Source organism: Vibrio tritonius (genome assembly GCF_001547935.1).
GTDB classification, from domain to species: Bacteria; Pseudomonadota; Gammaproteobacteria; order Enterobacterales; family Vibrionaceae; genus Vibrio; species Vibrio tritonius.
Genome location: NZ_AP014636.1, coordinates 882,065 through 897,792, shown reverse-complemented (window position 1 = coordinate 897,792; position 15,728 = coordinate 882,065). Strand labels below are relative to the sequence as shown.

Annotated in this window: 14 protein-coding genes and 1 pseudogene; 6 read left to right on the top strand and 9 right to left on the bottom strand. The window is 42.4% G+C overall.

Features of this window, described 5'->3' with window-relative positions; translation table 11 throughout:
• Positions 1-122: 122 nt before the first annotated feature.
• Both JCM16456_RS19270 and JCM16456_RS23420 read left to right on the top strand, forming a co-directional pair.
• On the top strand, positions 123-1,334 hold the full coding sequence (locus tag JCM16456_RS19270) for a multidrug effflux MFS transporter (RefSeq protein ID WP_068717557.1): 1,212 nt from the start codon (positions 123-125) through the stop codon (positions 1,332-1,334).
• A 239-nt stretch (positions 1,335-1,573) separates the two neighbouring features.
• Positions 1,574-1,750 (top strand): annotated as a pseudogene (locus tag JCM16456_RS23420) (helix-turn-helix domain-containing protein); the annotation flags it as partial.
• Between the two features lie 5 nt (positions 1,751-1,755).
• Here JCM16456_RS23420 and JCM16456_RS19265 read toward each other — a convergent pair.
• Together JCM16456_RS19265 and JCM16456_RS19260 are read right to left on the bottom strand one after the other, a co-directional pair.
• Positions 1,756-2,145 (bottom strand): nuclear transport factor 2 family protein, encoded by a 390-nt coding sequence (locus JCM16456_RS19265; protein WP_068717555.1) that lies wholly within the window; start codon positions 2,143-2,145, stop codon positions 1,756-1,758.
• A gap of 82 nt (positions 2,146-2,227) precedes the next feature.
• Entirely contained in the window at positions 2,228-3,376 is a 1,149-nt protein-coding gene (locus tag JCM16456_RS19260; RefSeq protein WP_068717552.1) for an iron-containing alcohol dehydrogenase, read from the bottom strand.
• Between the two features lie 195 nt (positions 3,377-3,571).
• On the opposite strand from JCM16456_RS19260, the gene JCM16456_RS23870 reads away from it, so the two are divergent.
• Positions 3,572-3,739 carry a hypothetical protein gene (locus tag JCM16456_RS23870; protein WP_156430422.1) on the top strand — a complete coding sequence of 56 codons (168 nt, stop codon included), beginning with the start codon at positions 3,572-3,574 and terminating at the stop codon, positions 3,737-3,739.
• Positions 3,740-3,823: 84 nt separating this feature from the next.
• Here JCM16456_RS23870 and JCM16456_RS19255 read toward each other — a convergent pair whose 3' ends face one another.
• The 4 genes from JCM16456_RS19255 to JCM16456_RS19240 form a co-directional block, all read right to left on the bottom strand.
• On the bottom strand, positions 3,824-4,519 hold the full coding sequence (locus JCM16456_RS19255; RefSeq protein ID WP_068717550.1) for a DUF4405 domain-containing protein: 696 nt from the start codon (positions 4,517-4,519) through the stop codon (positions 3,824-3,826).
• An 18-nt stretch (positions 4,520-4,537) separates the two neighbouring features.
• Positions 4,538-5,194, bottom strand: coding sequence for a flavodoxin (locus JCM16456_RS19250; protein WP_068717548.1), 657 nt, complete (start codon positions 5,192-5,194; stop codon positions 4,538-4,540).
• 189 nt (positions 5,195-5,383) lie between these two features.
• A complete protein-coding gene (locus JCM16456_RS19245) occupies positions 5,384-5,953 on the bottom strand; it encodes a YceI family protein (RefSeq protein WP_068717546.1) in 570 nt (189 codons plus the stop codon).
• The gene (locus tag JCM16456_RS19240; protein WP_068717544.1) at positions 5,950-6,489 is read right to left on the bottom strand and encodes a cytochrome b; all 540 of its coding nucleotides are present in this window, start codon (positions 6,487-6,489) and stop codon (positions 5,950-5,952) included. Before JCM16456_RS19240 ends, JCM16456_RS19245 begins: the two co-directional genes overlap by 4 nt.
• 461 nt (positions 6,490-6,950) lie before the next feature.
• On the opposite strand from JCM16456_RS19240, the gene JCM16456_RS19235 reads away from it, so the two are divergent.
• From JCM16456_RS19235 to JCM16456_RS19225, 3 genes are all read left to right on the top strand, one after another.
• On the top strand, positions 6,951-7,586 hold the full coding sequence (locus tag JCM16456_RS19235; protein WP_068717542.1) for a hypothetical protein: 636 nt from the start codon (positions 6,951-6,953) through the stop codon (positions 7,584-7,586).
• A 92-nt stretch (positions 7,587-7,678) separates the two neighbouring features.
• Positions 7,679-8,467 carry a lipase family protein gene (locus JCM16456_RS19230; RefSeq protein ID WP_068717540.1) on the top strand — a complete coding sequence of 263 codons (789 nt, stop codon included), beginning with the start codon at positions 7,679-7,681 and terminating at the stop codon, positions 8,465-8,467.
• A gap of 130 nt (positions 8,468-8,597) precedes the next feature.
• Positions 8,598-9,401, top strand: coding sequence for an EAL domain-containing protein (locus JCM16456_RS19225; RefSeq protein WP_068717538.1), 804 nt, complete (start codon positions 8,598-8,600; stop codon positions 9,399-9,401).
• A gap of 324 nt (positions 9,402-9,725) precedes the next feature.
• On the opposite strand, the gene JCM16456_RS19220 is transcribed toward JCM16456_RS19225, so the two are convergent.
• From JCM16456_RS19220 to csm6, 3 genes are all read right to left on the bottom strand, one after another.
• Positions 9,726-12,032 carry an FdhF/YdeP family oxidoreductase gene (locus tag JCM16456_RS19220; protein ID WP_068717536.1) on the bottom strand — a complete coding sequence of 769 codons (2,307 nt, stop codon included), beginning with the start codon at positions 12,030-12,032 and terminating at the stop codon, positions 9,726-9,728.
• A gap of 728 nt (positions 12,033-12,760) precedes the next feature.
• A protein-coding gene (locus JCM16456_RS19215) for an IS3 family transposase (RefSeq protein ID WP_456243178.1) occupies positions 12,761-14,295 on the bottom strand; the annotation gives its coding sequence in 2 pieces (ribosomal slippage) (positions 12,761-13,827 and positions 13,827-14,295; 1,536 coding nt in all).
• Positions 14,296-14,481: 186 nt separating this feature from the next.
• Positions 14,482-15,633, bottom strand: a complete 1,152-nt coding sequence (csm6, locus tag JCM16456_RS19205) for a CRISPR-associated ring nuclease Csm6 (protein ID WP_068717534.1) — start codon at positions 15,631-15,633, stop codon at positions 14,482-14,484.
• Between the last annotated feature and the right edge of the window lie 95 nt (positions 15,634-15,728).

The window sequence follows — 15,728 nt, the reverse complement described above, 5'->3', positions numbered from 1 at the left end:
TAATAATACTCATAGCACCATTACGGTTTGGTTGATTATTGAATCAATTCCAGTTTGATAAAATTTGGCCAGTAACACACGTGTGTTACCTATATCTTTTATCGGGAAGTGATTAATCAACTATGAATAACGAAGTTTCAATAATCAAACGTACTACCTCACCAACAACAGGCATATTTTTTATGTCAATACTCGGTGCTTTGATGGCATTTACATCACTTTCGACCGACATCTATCTACCGGCGATGCCGACAATGGCGACTGAATTACAAGGCAATGCAGAACTCACAGTAACTGGTTTTTTGATTGGTTTTGCTATTGCTCAATTGATTTGGGGCCCCATAAGTGACCATATTGGCCGCCGTGTTCCTTTGTTTATTGGTATGGTGTTGTTTGTTGCTGGTTCTATCGGTTGTGCAATGTCGCAGAGTATCGAACAGATTGTTTTCTGGCGGGTATTTCAAGCGTTGGGGGCGTGTACCGGACCTATGCTCTCTCGAGCAATGATCCGCGATTTATATACACGCAGTAGAGCAGCACATATGTTATCGACACTGTTTATTATTATGGCTATTGCACCAATTGCTGGTCCATTGCTGGGCGGTCAAATGATCAAATTCAGCTCATGGCATTCGATTTTTTGGTTACTGGCAATGATTGGTACATTAATGTTCTTTTCAATTTTCTATTTACCTGAGACATTAAATGTAGAAAATCGAACTAAAGCATCGCTCTCTACAGCATTTATTAACTACTTCGAGTTATTTAAAAATCTCCCATTCATGCGTTATACGCTGAGCCTTACCTTCTATTACGTGGCAATCTATGCGTTTATCACCGGCTCACCATTCGTTTATATAGATTATTTTGGCATTGACCCTCAACACTACGGTTGGTTATTTGCAATTAATATTGTGGGTGTGATGGCGATGAGTTTTGTAAACCAACAATTGGTACGTCATTTCAGTCTAGATACCTTGCTCAAAGCAACGACACTAATCGCAGCACTAAGCATTGCCATCATGATGCTATCTGTGAAAGAGGAATTTGGTGGCATCTGGATGATCATATTACCTATATTCATCGCCTTCTCGATGAACGGCATTATCGCTGCATCTTCTACAGCGGCAGCACTAGATGAGATAGAAAGAAATGCAGGTTCTGCCTCTGCAGTCATTGGTTCGCTGCAGTATGGCAGCGGAATAATTTCCACTCTTCTGTTAGCGACGTTCAAAGATGGTACGCCGTGGACAATGACCTGGATAATAGGTCTATTTACGGCATTAAGTGCATTGATCCTTTGGACAAAAAATTCAACAAATAAAGCTGCTTAACAACACTCCCGATTCAGCCACTATATTATCGATACATTTCGAATTAGTGGCTGAGCCCACTCCCCCGACTAAGGGAAAAGCTCGTTGATGAAGCTCTGAAGTCTGCATCTTGAGGTCATTTGGGTATATATCATTAACCATGATCTAAAAAGGGCCCGAAGGCCCTCACGATATAAGCATTTACTCTCTTCTTACTCTCGGTTAACCCGGTAGTTGAACCTTGAGCGACGGGTGTTCCTCCATCTCAATACCATATAAAACTGCGAATAGAAGAGGCCAAACGGTTGCTGAGAGAAACGAAAATGAGTGTGATTGATGTAGCAATGGCTGTGGGGTACGCGAACTCAAGCCATTTTGCTCGTTTATTTCGCAAAGAGACAGGAATGACGCCGACTAATTACCGGCGCCAAGCTTGATTACATTAGTAACTACGGTAGCGACTACAGACTAATCGCCACCCTGTTATGTGATAATACCATTCATGAGTAAACTCTAAACGCCATGGGCTATGCATGCCATTAATAGTGGCATCAAAGATACCTTTACCACTCACAATCGCGCTGTTACCACTTCCACTGATGGCTAATACCAGGCTATCAGTATTAACTCGAATATTATGGTAATCAAAAGAATGGTCTATCATCACATCAAACCACTCCCTCTTAGGCTGCTCATAACCTGTGATGTGATGCAGTGAATAGTCATCTTCCAGCATATCATCCAAACGATTAATATCCACAGCAACCATTGCATTATGTAGCTCATCGAGTAGTGCCAGAAACTCTGGTTTTCGAACCTCTTTTGAGGTCACGCTATCCTCTCCTTATATTGAAGGGGCATATTATTGGACAAAACCTATAGATTCATTTTCATTAATGGCTTAATAAGCCGTATTATTTAGCGATAGTCAGGATTTCAAGTGCAGCTTCTTTGGTGTACGTATCAGCGTTACCAAACCAATTTGCGTGTTTCACAATACTGTCTGCTAGTGCATCAAATTCAGATTCCTGAATATCAAACTGAGACAGACGTGTTGGTGTACCAATCTTATCAAACCATGCTTCTAACGCTTCAATACCTTCCAGCGCTGTTTCTAAGCCAAACACTTCTTTAGCAAAACGAGTGAATTGAGCTTCGTTGCGGCCATGATACCACTTCATCCAAGCTGGCATGACTACAGAAAGACCAGCACCGTGTGGCACGTTGTACTCAGCAGAAATTGCGTGCTCAATGGTATGATTAGGATAGTTGAACCCCGCTGTACCTGAGTAAATCAAACCATTTAGCGCCTGAGTTGAAGCCCATGCAAATTGAGCGCGAGCAGTGTAGTTGTCATTATCTTCCAACAATTGTTCCGTTGTTTCGATAACTGTTTTGATGATTGATTCAATCAAACGATTTTGGAAGTTAGGTTGAACAGTTGCTGTAAAGTAACCTTCAATTGAGTGAGCAATAATATCAGATGCTGAATAAACCAGATAATCACGGCTTACCGTTTTCATCAAATCAGGGTTAACAACAGACACTGTAGGAAATAATGCAGGCGTGTTTAAACCCAATTTTTCCTTGGTTTCTTCATTTGTCACAACAGAACCACAGTTCATTTCACTACCTGTAGCAGCTAGGGTCAGGATAGAAAAGATAGGTAATGCAGACTCAACCGGTGCTTTGCCGATGAATAGGTCCCAAACATCTCCTTCAAATTTAGCACCTGCAGCAATAGCTTTTACACTGTCCAGAACAGAACCACCGCCAACAGCCAGAACAGCATCAACTTTCTCTAATTTTGCTAGCGCAACACCTTCTCTAACTTTAGTGAGAAGAGGATTACTTACAACACCGCCTAATTCACAAAATGTGATACCTTGTTTTTCAAGGCTAGCTTGAACGTCGCCAAATAATCCATCACGTTTAACACGGTCACTACCATAAACAACCAATACGTGTTTAGCACCATTTTTTGCTAAGTGTTCACCGATAGCGTGTTGACGCTCAGATCCAAAATCAACCGTTGTGGGGTTATGAAAGATAAAATTTTCCATTTGGAACTCCTAAGAAACGAACCATGATTAGAGCAAATCTGAATTTGACTCTTTTGCGATGCAGTATAACCATCCCTTAAAAAGTTATTAGTCCCTATTATCTGATAGAACCTATTAGCAAAGCGGCACAATCAACAATCAGTGTTCTAACTATATATCCGCTCTTTATGTAAAATATACCCAAATGACCTCAAGATGCAGACTTCAGAGCTTCATCAACGAGCACAGGTCAAGCTCAATGACGGCAGGAATGGTCATTCCCTTTCAACGTCATTGGGCGCAGAAATGGGCTTGTTGATGAGCTCCCAAGGGGCGAGTTGTATTCGCTCCTATGCTGCGTTACCGATTTTCTACGTAGAATAACTAGGTATTCAAATCGGTGCCTTGCCTATAAGCGAATACATTCTCGCTGAAACCGTATCTTGAGGTTACTTGGGTATAGTCGTCTTACTTGCGTTTTCTATTGAGTAGAAATTTAGGCAACACAATCCCAACTAAAAAAGAAAAGAGAAACATAACGGCGCAAAACTGGAGAAAAAACGGCCATACTGAGGTTTCAAAATCCCAGAAATCGTAAGTAACTAAGGCAAACAATTTCTGCATAATCTGACGTTGATAGATAGCGAAGAAGCCCAACAGAGTAAGAACCACACATAACAACTGATTCAGCCTTTGATAAAAAACAGAACCTTGGTTTCGTTTTACTTGAATACCTAAACTGTTACGGGTCATGGTCTTAATCATTGCCCAATGCATCCCTAAATGGATAGAAGCAAAAACAAGGTACCAATAAGCACTGACCGTATGAATAGTCCGCGTATCCCAATGCCATTCGATGCCCAAAAGATCCTCAAGGACATAAGAATTTAGCAGGCCACCAAAGAGCATTATTAACGATGATGCCGCTAAGCCTAAATTGACTACCGTTCGAAAATAGCGGCTTTGATTGTATTTGCCAGACTTAAGTGAAAGATACCATCGATAATTGAAGACATGATGGAATATAATCAAAACCACCATACCCATCCCCAGCAACTCATGGTACGTGCTTCCAGTCAAATCATAGGCAAACCCAAAGAGAATAAGTATAACAATACCTAACTCTAACAATAGCCGTACTATCAGCTCTGTATTTCTCTTCAAGTGACGTTCCTACCCAAGTTAAACAGAAACACTTGCTAACCATTGATGCAACGCGTTAACTGAGCGACTGCTTTTTACCAATTCCAAATCTCCACCACGCTGAGCGTAACCGGCTAAAGTGGTACTTGAAGGACAAAGTCGTCGGATATCGCGTGGACCTCTACCAAGTTGACTCCCCTCATGAGTGCAGAACGGAATAATGGTTTTATTGGCAGTACTTACCTGTTCAAGGTAAGTAAACAAAGCCATCGGTAACGTCCCCCACCAGTTTGGGTAACCTATAAATACGTAATCCGCATCTTCAATCGAACCGGACATTGTAATCTCAGGTCTGGCGTTTTCTTCCTGCTCAATTTTGGCTTTGCGTGTGGTTGCCCGATAGTTTTCTGGATATGGCTCAACAGTTTTTACTTCGATTAGAGTACCACCGGAAAGACGACTAATTTCCTGAGCCAAAAACTGAGTGTTTCCCGTTTTAGAAAAGTAAACGACAGCGACCTTTAGTTGGCCATTGATAATGGGAGCTGCATGACTCGTTTTTGAGTTGAATATCGTTGGAGTGACTAAACCTGCGACAATTAGCGACGCGATTTTCTTCATTGTTGAACGGCGATTTAAATCCATATCGCCACTTGAAACCTCGTCTGAGTTAGTGATGTTCTGCTTGTCATTCATACGACGTAAGCCTCTTAAAATTGAACAAACTGAATTCAATATATAAGAAGCATGGCAGGCAAATAATAGTCATAAATTGAATAAGGTTATTAGTGGGGATAATAAATCCACTTGTCAACTAATCTAAAAAACAACACCGCCCACAAATAATGGGCGGTGAAAGTGTAATGCAGTGTTTTATCGCGAAGGTTATTTCTTAATACCTTCAACGTAGAGGCTCATTTCAGCGTAGCTCGTCGGTCCCATGACTGGAATATCAAAATCCGCCAGCTCGAGACGAGTAGTACCAGTAAAACCAACACGCTCACCACCCCAAGGGTCCTTACCACCACCAACGAATTGCGCGTTGATCGTGATAGGTTTGGTTTGTCCGTGTAGATTCAAATTACCGTCGATAGCCAATTTACCTTCTCCCAAGTCAGAAACTTTAGTACTAGTGAAGGTGGCTGTTGAAAATTTCGAAGCATTGATAAAGTCTTTGCTACGAATATGTTTATCACGCTCAGCGTGATTTGAGTCAACACTGGTCGTATCGACATTAACGGTTACCTTAGAGGCCGAAACGTTCTTAGGATCGTAAGAAAACTCACCATCAAAGGTATTAAAACGGCCCAAAGTATAGCTGTAACCTAAGTGACTCACTTTGAAATTGATTGAAGCGTGAGCTCCTTTGGTATCAATAACATAATCGGCAGCATTGGCTGTAAAGGGTAATGATAAGGCCAGTGCTAGCCCCATAGTCAGTGCTTTGTGTTTCATTTTATGACTCCTGTCATTTTACGAAGCGTGTTGTCTTTATCGATGAAATGGTGTTTAAGCGCAGCTAAAACGTGAGCAACAGCGAGGATAATCAGAGTCCATGCTGCATAAAAGTGAACATCACCGGCAATATCGGCTTGGTGTGTAAAGAGCTCTCCTCCACCAGGAAGAGTAAACCAATTAAACACTTCAATACCGCGTCCATCTTCAGTCGAAATGAGATAACCACTGATAAACAATCCAGCAAGTAATAAGTACATAGCCAAATGAACGATCTTCGCGGCGATACGCACTAACGTATTACCCTCAACATCAGGTGACGCCGTCACTATTTTCCACACAAAGCGAAATAACGTTAGCCCAGCCAAGAGTAGTCCAACCGATTTATGCCAATGCGGTGCCGTTTGGTACCACTGGCTGTAATAGGATAAGTCCACCATCCATAGGCCAACACTAAACATACCGATAATGACCAAAGCCGAAACCCAATGGACGGTACGTGCAACCAAATTGTAATGAGTCACCGAAGAAGTCATTCATTTACCTCATTGTTAGACTAAATAATTATCAAACTATTTGCTTATTGATAAAGCAGATATAACAAAGTATTTACCAAGCTATGCAACGGCTACAGTCAGCTACACTGAACAAGATGTTCTAATTTTTTGAACATGGGCCATAATCGACTTACAACGCACGGCATTGAATTTAGCATCAAGGCTCTAAAATAAAGGCGTTAACGTGATTTATCGCCAGTTATTGTGGTGTTCAATTTGCGGGTTTTGTTAAGCCCGTTTATAGTAGTTTCTGAGCGTTTTCTTTGTAACAAAATCTATCGGTTGTCTAATCAACAACCATTTACTAACCGAATCAAAGACCCGATACCTAGCCAAAACACTCATATGCAATATTAATTACTTCAGATAAGTACCTCTCCCCTGCTTTGTTATATACAAAGGCTGAGTTGATGACCTTATTTTGACAGGAGAACAATGCGTTGTTACTGGATGTCCTCACTCAAAGCGTTAACGAGTTCCAAAACGATTGCCTTAAACTGTGTGAAAAACATTACCCTACTATCCATAATCAAGGAATGAGTGAGCACCACCTGGGGTTGGCGTTTGCTAGGCGATTAGCACGTACATTAACTGAGTTTGGTCACGCTTGTGAGTTCAATGCGATAGAATCTGTTCAACATCAAGAACAGCCCCATCACTACCGAGTGAGTTGCGATGTCGGTACGGTTTGGATCTTAACTCATCATATGTTTAGCGCTGGCAAAACATGCCGAGAAAAACTGATGAAAGAGATCGCACAGTGGAAAGAGGAGTATGGTTATGCGATGCAACCCAACGATTTACTGTTACTGTTAACCGACCACTGGATTAGCCGCAGCCAAAAAAGCCGAGAGTTACTGCATTGGTGGACAGGACAACTACCTGATGAGATTGATGAATACCGTCTACAAGGTATTCATCTTTATGAAAGTGAATCTCAAATGACAAAAAGCCTTGAAACTCTATTTCAGATTAGCCCGTGTTATTTGAAATATGGTCATCCACTTAAACGCTCACAAAACCAACAACAAGTAAAAAAGTACATTCAGCTTTATGCAGTATTGCAGTGGAGTTAGTACGCTCCTAAATGATCTTAGTACGCTGATTGTCATTGAATTAACATCAAACCGTGGCATGTTGAACGTATCATTACCTACGTTGATAGCATGTGAAGCCACTTAAACGATACCAATACGAACGTTATGCGGTGCTTTGTCAGCTCGCGTATCCGCGCATTTTCCGCCATACCCAATATGGATTTGACCCTAAGGGCCAACGCATCATTTACAACCAATATGGAAAGATAGTGATGCGAGTACTTTGGAGCCAAGCAGACAACGAAGTCATTGTCGTGATCAAAGGCTCCCACTCCATACGTGATTGGCTCGCTACACTAGCCATGCATCAACGCTCTGCCCGCGCACTTGGCTTGCCTTATAAAATTCACGCTGGATTTTTACACTTAATGCTTCAGGAAAGTCGGCCTAGTTATAACAGCGATACGTTGGGTTTGAGCGTGATAGAACGGCTTCAAGTCTATTTGGCACCACTGATCGCCGAGGGAAAACGCATCACCATTACCGGTCACTCTTCTGGAGGCGCTATGGGCTGTGTCATTGCGGATATGATGGAACGGCAACATCCCCATATCATTAAACGTGTGGTCACCTTCGGCCAGCCGGCTATTGGTGGCTGGAGTTTTCATCGTCATTATCAGCTACAACAAAAAACCTATCGTATTTGCTGTGATCTCGATATAGTCACTTTTCTGCCACCCATGCCTTTTTACTACTGGCACGTGGGCAAATTGTTATGGCTGCATAATCAAAGAGTTTATGAAAACATACCGCCGGTGATTCGCTTAGGGCGTACCCTACTATCTTGGGCTATCCGCCCTTTTTCCTACCATCTCATGAGCCGCTACATTCGTAACAAGGACTTTTTCGATCAGCACTAAGTCAGTTTTTTGTAAACGCTGGCAAAAATAGATTCATCATAATAGATATGCTCTATACTAAATTCATTGCATAAACAAAATGGTACACGAACAATATCGAATCTAGCACGTGACGTTAAAAGGACAGAATATGGAACTCAGAGAGCAGCCAGCTTTTTTGCAGTATCTGAGCGTAGATGAACAAGGTCAATACATAGCAGAGTACAACGGGTTATCACTACAAAGTGTCTATCAACCTATCTTCACACGCAGTTATGACATTGCAGCCGTAGAGGCCTTAGTTCGTATCACTACCCGTGATAAAGGCAACATTTTACCTGATGTTTTCTTTACTTCACCTCTGTATGCCGACTCAGATAAAATTCATGTCGAGCGATTGTGCCGCGCTATTCATATTCGTAATTTTGCCAATTCCACCTTTTCAAACTTATCTCTTTTTCTCAACATGTTGCCGCTTGTCGGTGAAGAGTTTATTGACAACGATGACCAATATGCCCATTTTTTCTCTAAGCTTGATGCTCTCTCCATTGGCCATTCTCAAATCGTGATGGAGCTTTTAGAAACCCATGTTGATGACGAACCGCGTTTATGCGCTATTACGCAAAAATATCTACGTAATGGCATGCGAGTGGCCATCGACGATTTTGGTACTGGTGCCTCAACCAAACACCGAGTAGACCTCGTAAAACCGAGCATTATTAAATTTGATCGCGGACTGCTTGAACGATATATGGCAGGTTTCCGTGAGCCACTCCTTTACGCCATCGAGGTGGCAAGAAATGCGCAGGCCCAAACTGTCATCGAAGGAATAGAGACAGCCGAGCAATGGGTATGCATGAAGGCGTTACCGATAGATTATTTTCAGGGGTTTTACCTAGCCAAGCCACAACCTTGCACATTAAATAATCGCATTATGCAACTCATTACTAACTAGTTTTTCGTGAACATATACCCAAGTAACCTCAAGATGCGGTTTCAGCGAGAATGTATTCGCTCTTAGGCAAGGCACTGATTTGAATACATAGTTATTCTACGTAGAAAATCAGTAACGCAGCATAGGAGCGAATACAACTCGCCCCTTGGGAGCTCATCAACAAGCCCATTTCCGCGCCCAATTACGTTGAAAGGGAATAACCATTCCTTCCGTAATTGAGCTTGACCTGTGCTCGTTGATGAAGCTCTGAAGTCTGCATCTTGAGGTCATTTGGGTATAAAACAAAAAACTCGCCTTTTTAAGGCGAGTTTTTTCATTGTTACGTTAAGCTCGAGCGAGTAACGGAGCTTCTTGTGAACGAGTCACTATGACAGCAATGGATTTAGACGTCGGCGTATCGCTCTTATCTCCTTTACTGCTGAGCGGAATAAGTGCATTCGCTTCTGGGAAATAGGCCGCAATATTACCTTGAGCGATTTTAAACGCCACCACTTTGAACCCGTAAATTTTACGTTCAATACCATCGTTCCAAACCGATTCAATATCCACTAAATCGCCGGCTTGTAAGCCTTGAGCTGCAATATCTTCTGGGTTTAAGAACACCACATTACGTTCACCAAATACACCGCGATAACGATCGTCATAACCGTACACGGTCGTGTTGTACTGGTCGTGTGAACGCATGGTTTGCAGTACAAACATGTTATCGGTTTGCTGGTCTGCTTTTACATGGGGAACCACAGATTCAGGCAATGCATTAGTTGCAATTTGGGCTTTGCCTTGAGGTGTCTGCCAGTTAAGGTCACGCGCTGAGTTGCCTAAGTAGAAACCACCTGGTACATCGAGACGTTGATTAAACTCTTTAAAACCAGGAATAACTTTTTCAATCAACAGACGAATATTGTCGTAGTTATCGACCAAAGACTGCCAATCTACCGGGTTTGTCGCACCAAAGGTTCGTTGAGCAATACCAGCCAATATCGATACTTCAGAGCGCATGTGTTCTGTTGCTGAGTCTAAGCGACCAGACGACGCATGTACCATAGAAAATGAATCTTCTACTGTTACTTTTTGTGGGCCAGTGGCTTGCATGTCGATATCAGTACGACCCAAACATGGCAAAATTAATGCGTCATGACCTGGATTCACATGGCTTCGGTTTAACTTTGTTGAGATGTTAACCGTAAGGTTGCACTGTTTCATTGCTTGAGCAACACGATCAGTGTCTGGTGCAGCAGAAACTAGGTTACCACCAAGCCCAATAAAGACTTTGCTTTCACCACGCAGCATAGCTTCAATTGCATTGACCACGTTATGACCATGTTCTTTTGGTGGTGCAAAACCGAATGCGTTTTCAAAATTTTCTAAAAATGCTGCATTTGGCTTTTCGTTGATACCAACAGTACGATCGCCCTGCACATTTGAATGACCACGAACAGGGCACAAACCCGCTCCCTCTTTACCTACTTGACCAAAGAGAAGCTGCAAGTTGATAAGCTCTTCAATGGTGGCTACTGAATGTTTGTGTTGCGTGACGCCCATTGCCCAAGTCACGATAACGCGTTTGGCGTTTTGATAAACATCCGCCGCAGCAGTGATCTCATCCATTGTTAAACCGGCTTGTTCAAGGATCTGTTCCCAGCTTGTTGCCTTCACTTGCTCAAGATAAGCATCCATACCTTGGGTATGAGTTTCTATAAACTCAAGATCAAATACAGACTCGCCACGTTGCAGTGCGTCTTCATGACGAGCTAATAAGATCTTCACGATGCCACGCACGACCGCCATGTCGCCACCTAGTTTGGGCATAAAGTAATGACTGGTTGTTGGTGTGGAACCATAGCTGATCATTTCAATTGGATTTTGCGGGTTAGCAAAACGCTCTAATCCACGTTCGCGTAAGTTGTTAAACGCCAAGACTTTTGCACCTCGACGATACGCGCTAGAAAGCGTTTCGAGCATACGCGGGTGGTTCGTTCCCGGATTTTGACCAAATAGGAAAATTGCATCGGCAATTTCAAAATCTTCCATGGTCACAGTACCTTTACCGATACCGATATTCTTACCTAAAGCAACACTGGTTGCTTCATGACACATGTTTGAACAATCTGGAAAGTTATTGGTACCCAAACGGCGAGCTAGCAGTTGATACACAAACGCCGCTTCATTACTTGCACGGCCTGAGGTATAAAATTCGGCTTGGTTTGGATTATCGAGTGCATTGAGGTGTTTTGCTACCAAATCTAACGCATCATCCCAACTGATCGGTTCATAGTGGTCAGTTTTTGCATTATAACGCATTGGTTCCGCTAAACGGCCTTGGTATTCAAGGAAATAATCGGTTTGTTTATTGAGCCATTCGACTGAGTATTCGGCAAAGAACGTTCGATCTACGCGACGAGATGTTGCTTCCCAGTTAACAGCTTTAGCGCCATTTTCACAGAAACGAAAGCGTCCCGGAACCCCTTTTTCACCCCATGCACAACCGGGACAATCAAAGCCATAGTCTTGGTTAGTTTTCATCAGGTTCATGATGTTTTTCGCGACATTATCGCTTTTAAGAAGATGACGCGTGGTGCTTTTTAACGCACCCCAACCACCAGCTGGACCATTATACTCTTTAATACTCATATGACTTTCTCACTATATTACTCAGCGCTTTTAATTCTAGAGTAGTTGAGGTGGTTTAAACCCGTTAGTCACCAATAGCCAAAAACGACTAATGGGGTAATCGGAGGAAGAAAACCTTAACTGACCTTAATGCGCACATTTGCTAATCAAACGAAAGCGACGCCGCGGTTATCTATGGGAATTTGAGCGTTCCAATAGTGCTGATGTGGTTAATAGTTGATGCACTAACCTGCGAACAAATTAGTGAAGATGGAAACCATCTAGAAGATACTCAGCAAGATTTAAGAGCCAAACCATTCGAGACTCTCTAGCGGTGTGCTTTGAATGATCTATTTTCTAAAACGATAACAACCAAAGCAACAAGATACGCTTACATTAGATACATAAGCGCAACAAATTGTGAGGTGGAAATTACTCCTTGATTTGAGCTGCGTCAAGGAATTCGAGACATGCCCCGAAAATGCAGCACAAATCACAATTAGATTATTAACCATATTTTTCATACGGTTAGATAACTAATACCACCTAAAATTCGCATAAGAACATTTTGTAAAACTTACATTTCACTTATGAAAAGTAGGGTTATAGAAATAACAAACTTATTACAGTGTAAAGAAAAGGACGGGCAAAATAGAATGGTCAATAAAAAGGAATGGTGACCTGTCATAATTTAGCACGCTATAACCAATCGGTGTTTTTCAAGATAGTTGTCATCATTTGCTTATTTATTAAGCTGCTTCTTTTTCTGGATTTAAGTAAACCTCTCCAACGGGTTTACAGTTCCTAATATCTCGCGACCAGCGCTCTGGATGCCGCTGTTTTGCAGCAAGTAACACTTCAGCCCTGTGCGCTAAGATAGCTTTATCCTTCCCGTTGTGTCTCTGCGAAGGTGTCACGTAATTTAATTGACTGTGTTTGTGCTCGGTGTTGTACCAACTCACGAACGTTTCAACCCAACTACGGCTCGACTTCAGATGCTCAAAGCCCTTTGTTGGCCATGTCGGTACGTATTTCACCGTTCTAAACAGGGACTCAATGTAGGGATTATCGTCACTGACCCTTGGGCGACTATACGATGATATAATCCCTAGCTCCTCCATTTTGGCTTTGAAGGTCAGTGACTTCATCGGTGCCCCATTGTCTGAGTGAAGAACGATAGGCTGATTAAAGCACTGCTCTCGTATCAGAGTTCTTTGTAATAGCTGTGACGCTAATTCACCACACTCTCGCTCGTACACGTCGTAACCAACGATTTTTCGACTGTAGATGTCTTCGATAACATACAAGTAATAATGCTGTCCTTTTACCTTTGACGGTAAATAGGTAATGTCCCATGTATACACTTGATTTGGACCTGTTGCTTTATAGCTTCTAGGCTTAGCATGCGGCTGTCTTCTTCGCTGACGGCCTCGGTGATGCAGTTGGTCATGGGCGTTGAGAACTCGATAAAAACTCGACTCTGAAGCAATATATTCGCCCTTATCCAGCAAGCTCGGAACAATTTGAGTCGGCGGTAAGCTCGCATACTCAGGGCGATTACAAACATCAATAATCGCTTCATGTTCTTGCTGCGATAATTGATTAGCGGGCCGTGGTCGAGCGCAGGTTTTCCTTTTGTCGGATTGAACCTCGCCTTGTTGATACCAACGACGATACGTCCGTAAATCAATAAGAGCTTCATGGCAGGCCGGGACTAAACGACTACCATTTTGCTGCGCTTCATGAATGAGCTCGATTAAGCATTGCCTTTCTTCGGTCGAGGTCAATCGTCCTCTGGCTCTTCCCCGTAAAAGGCTCTCAGCTTTTTTCGAAGAACCAACAAGGCAGCGGTTTCGGCTAAGGCTTTCTCTTTGATTCGTAGTTCTTTCTTTAGTGCTTTGATTTCATTTTTGTCGGCTTTAGCTTGTTTTTTAATGTCCGCTTCACGCTCTTTATTCGACATAAAACCGTGCATGCACTCGCAGCGCCAAGCTTCGACTTGTTCGGGGTAAAGCCCTTTTTCTCGACAATAGTTGCTAAGTTCATTTTCTGTCATCGAGTACGTTTCAGCAACGATAGCAAGCTTGGTTTGAGCAGACCACTGCTCTGATGATGTATGGCTATTAGGCACGGCGGCTCCTGATTCTCTGAGTTGTTGACGCCAATAATACAGGGTTGCCGTGCTAATGCCTTCCTCTTTTGCCAATTGGCTGACAGACATGGAATAAGGTGGCAGTAACTTTTTTAATATGGCTTCTTTTCTTTCAACAGAAATACGAGACAAAATACACTCTTTAACGCCCAAACTGGTTAAATTTTAACAGTGACAACTATCCTGCCAGAGGGGGCTTATTACAGTGTAAAGAAAAGGACGGGCAAAATAGAATGGTCAATAAAAAGGAATGGTGACCTGTCATAATTTAGCACGCTATAACCAATATAGCGCGCTAAAACTGTTCAGAGCATTAGACTATAAAGCATCAGGAGCAAACTCTGATGCATTTAAAGACTCATAGTGAACATTTAGATTTGATTCAATATGATAAGTGCTCCCACCTTTAACACCATCCGAATGAATTTTAATCTTCTCTACTAGCTCATTAGGTAATTTTTCAGAGAATTTAGTGTGCAATTGGGTACGCACTTCTTGCATGAATTTGGCTGATAACGGTTTTAGGGTGGCAAATTCACGGCGAACAAAATCCCCTTCATCCAAAATACCAAAGGTTGAGTAAACGCGCACATCACCCCGCATCTGCCAGAAATAATCAAGGTAGTGTTTAGTATGAGACACATCTTTTACAAATTGAGTACTGAGCTTAATACGTCGATTGGACTGAAATAGGATAAAGAGATACAGAGCCAGCAACTTAGGTGATAACTTGATCGAGATACCCGCAACAGAAAAAGAACGCTCTTTTATGTTGATCGTGATATTTAAGGTATCTTGGGCTTTATTCATCAATGCGACGGTTTTTGAAAAGGAAGCATCATCCAAGTGCGATAACAACTTGCTATCAAAGTGATTACGCATTCTCACAAATGGAATTTCAGCTAAAGTGACTTGCGCCTCTTTGGCGTTTATTTTTCCTTGCCCAACACGCCCTTCAATCCAATGATCATTGGGGGTTGGATAATAGAAAGCAGGCACAAATTCAAATTGTTCATTTACAAACACATGGCTAAGTGTATCTTGCTCACGACCAAACAGTGACATCGCATAACCCAAATAAAAAGCCATGGTTTTTCTGCCACCAGCAATAGAAGCATGAATGGCAAGCTCTGGGTCAGCGGTTAATTCGGCCACTTTACGGGTAATATAATCGGCCATAATGCTCTGATCTTCTTCCCCTTTAGCATCAACCAACTGATTCCCTTGCGTATCACTGATCACATGGATATGCGATTCATCAAACTCAATATCAGGCAGTTGGTAATCGCGAATCAAATTCGCCCACTCACCATCAACGAACAGCCCCTTAACTAACAGCGCTTTTGCATCTGCTGTGGTAATCACATGGATGACTTTAGGGATCGTTTTTCCTTGAACTTGTAATGCATAGACGGTTTCGGTTAAGACTTGAGGACTAGCCCCAGTAATGGCAAGAAGCACGGGTTTCATGACTAGATGGTTTTCCTAGCTAACGGTATGTAAAAGGCAATGTCGTAAGGTGATATCGTGGTGTTACTGCTAAGCAGCAACACCACTCCTTAACG